Annotated in this window: 2 protein-coding genes and 1 pseudogene; all 3 read right to left on the bottom strand. The window is 46.8% G+C overall.

Going from position 1 to position 2,837, the window contains the following annotated elements:
- Nucleotides 1-484 precede the first annotated feature (484 nt).
- Nucleotides 485-850, bottom strand: coding sequence for a Lin0512 family protein (locus tag BJP37_RS34010; protein ID WP_075906815.1), 366 nt, complete (start codon nt 848-850; stop codon nt 485-487).
- Complete coding sequence (locus BJP37_RS34005; RefSeq protein ID WP_075906813.1) at nt 840-1,523, bottom strand: class I SAM-dependent methyltransferase; 684 nt, start codon at nt 1,521-1,523, stop codon at nt 840-842. Before BJP37_RS34005 ends, BJP37_RS34010 begins: the two co-directional genes overlap by 11 nt.
- A gap of 615 nt (nt 1,524-2,138) precedes the next feature.
- A pseudogene (locus BJP37_RS34000) lies at nt 2,139-2,693 on the bottom strand (aldolase/citrate lyase family protein); the annotation flags it as partial.
- Nucleotides 2,694-2,837 lie beyond the last annotated feature (144 nt).

The following is a 2,837-nucleotide window of genomic DNA, read 5'->3' as shown; positions in this document are numbered from 1 at the left end:
AATCGGGAATCGGGAATCGGGAATCGGGAATCGGGAATCGGGAATCGGGAATCGGGAATCGGGAATAGGGAATAGGGAATAGGGAATAGGGAATAGGGAATCGGGAATCGGGAATCGGGAATCGGGAATCGGGAACAGGGAAGAGATAAGAGGGAATAGGGATGCGCTGCATTAAGAGGTGCGACAATAAGCGCGAATTTAATTCTTAATGGTAAGAGCGCACCTCAAAGGGAATCAACGTCAAAGAAAACTGTACCTCATGAGTCCTAGAAACGCTATAGCATTTTCATTTGAGATGTAAACTGAGAAGGTCTTATTTGATTTTATTAAAAAACGATGGAGCTCTTGCCCCTATTGCCTATTGCTAGCATGCCTATTGCCTTTTTCGACAATCTCTGATTTTACAACTCGTTTGAAAACGCTATAGCTGAATGCTGATAGCTGTTCGCGTAGCGTGCGCGTAGCGCTTAAGCTGATAGCTTAGCTAATCACTATCCACGAAAACAGTAACCGCTGCAACAGCAATCAGCATCTCATCATTTTTATCATTAAGTTCTGGAATCGCCCTGCCTTGAACCACCATTCCACCGGACTCAAGGGATAGAGTTTTCTGACCAAAAGGGAGTACAGCCAGTACTTCATTTTCCCGGACTTGCTCTGGGTAAGGCACGGCGACTTGAACTTCAACTATCATTTGATTGGGATGCTCTAAACCAGCTACTTCCCAAACACCAGGCAAGGCATTGTGAGCAATAGCGTTGCGTACAGCTCTTGCTGCTGCTACGGTTGGGTCTTGACCGTGTTGGTCTACTCCCATTCCCATTTCAATAATTAAGCGTTTACGAACCATGGCGAGTATATTGAATGCGCAACCGTGGAATCGGATCATCCTGTGATTCTGGGACAGTATCACGATGAATTTCGACTAAGCCCAATTCCTGAAAGTAAGCTAGTTCTGTATTGGACAACGGCCAAGGGGGACCATCCGGTTCAGTGTCGCTATCCCGAAATCGAGTGATCACTAAGAGGGTTCCTCCTGGGGCAACTAAGGATGCGATCGCATTCATAACAGTTGACCGGACCTTGAGGGGTAAGGCTTGGATATTACGGCATTCAAAGACAAAATCAAATTTGTGATGCCATGCTGGCTCTAACGCGAATAAATCCGCCACCTGGTAATTGACCTGGGAATCGGGAAATCGGTTTTGGCACCATGCGATCGCAGTCGGGGAAATATCAAAGGCAGTCACTTGGAAACCCTGCTGCGCCAACGCTTCAGCATCATCCCCTAACCCACAACCAACCACTAGGGCAGAGCGACCCGACCCTTGGGGTGTATTATGCTCTAACCAATCCTGTAGATAGGGATGGGGTGTATTACGCGCCCAAGGTATTTGCCCCGAATCCCCATTAGCTTCGGAATATAAAACCTCAAACCATTGAGATGGATTATCTTGGCGAATTGATTCCGATGCCAAGAGTTTGACCTTTTGCTGTAGTGCTTGGGGTTGTTCCTCGAACATAAATCTGGGTTTGGTCTTGCTTCCTAAGTTTATAGCACTACCGATTAAGCTGTTTTAGTTAACTTTTGCCTCTAGCATGCATGCCAATGCCATTGCGCGTAGCGCTATAACTGTTCAAATCTAAATCCCTGTCTGGTGAGAGAGATCAGGTTATAGCAGTCGCCAGGGCAGGCGCGGACATGACAAAAGTCTCAAACCTAAGTAAGCGCAAGAGTTTTACTTCTGACTTCTGACTTCTAACTTCTGACTTCTGCTATAGCAGTAACAACTTACCAATTAAGCCATTTGGCTGATTTTTGCAGTGAGGGGTGACACCCCTCATTTTATCAGGTATATTTGAAATATAAGATGCACCCTGATGATCGAGAGAGTCAGTAACACGGCTCTCTTTTTTTTTGCCTGTTGCCTGTTGCCTGTTGCCTGTTGCCTTGTTTATAGCGCTGTATCACTCCTGCCAAGACTCAAACCGACCTGGCAAAAGTACTTTTCTGATAGTGTTCACGTCAATTCTTGTCCACTGTTCCCTGTTCCCGTCTTGATGCAGTCGCTCATGGGGGAAACCCCCAAGACCGCGCTGCATCGCTGTTCCCTGTTCCCGACTTCTGCAAGAAGTCTAATATACTCTCTAACCGCAAGAGCCGAATCTAGCTGCAACACCTCACCAGCAAGCATCTCGGCCTGGTTGATACTCAATTGTGAAATAACTGAAATCACAGTAGCGATCGCAGGTGGATTCACACTCAACTCATCCACACCCAACCCTAATAAAATCGGTATCCCTACTGGATTTGATGCCAACTGACCACAGACACTAACTGGAATCCCTGCTTGATGAGCAACAGTTACCGTTTGCTGAATCATCCGTAGCACAGCCGGTTCAAGGGCATCAGCTAGCTTGGCCACCTTGGGATTAGTACGGTCAGCGGCCATGACATATTGACTCAAATCATTAGTACCAATGCTGAAAAAGTCCACTTCAGCGGCTAACTGATCAGCCATGGTTACTGCTGCGGGGACTTCTACCATAATCCCCACTGGCATCTGTGCATTAAAACTATACCCTTCTTGGCGCAACTCGGCTTTAGCCTCTGCTAGGATTTCCTTAGCAGCCCTTACCTCTTCTACTGAGGAAACCATGGGAAACATTACCTTAATGTTGCGTCCATAACTCCGATACTTTTTAGCTACCAAAGTCTACCAAAGCCAACTTTAGCCCGCCAATGCAAGCTGTTCACGAAGTGTCGGCTTTGCCGAATCTCTCAGCCAGGGTGATTAAACTAAGCCAGTGAGTCACCTCACTGACTCGTCTTCAAA

The sequence above is a fragment of the Moorena bouillonii PNG genome, from assembly GCF_001942495.1.
In the GTDB taxonomy this organism is placed as follows: Bacteria; Cyanobacteriota; Cyanobacteriia; order Cyanobacteriales; family Coleofasciculaceae; genus Moorena; species Moorena bouillonii.
This window is presented reverse-complemented; position numbering and strand designations above follow the sequence as displayed.

Excerpts from the sequence above, each read along its gene's own strand:
- BJP37_RS34010 (WP_075906815.1), bottom strand. The coding sequence starts at position 850 with ATGGTTCGTAAACGCTTAATTATTGAAATGGGAATGGGAGTAGACCAA.
- BJP37_RS34005 (WP_075906813.1), bottom strand. The coding sequence starts at position 1,523 with ATGTTCGAGGAACAACCCCAAGCACTACAGCAAAAGGTCAAACTCTTG.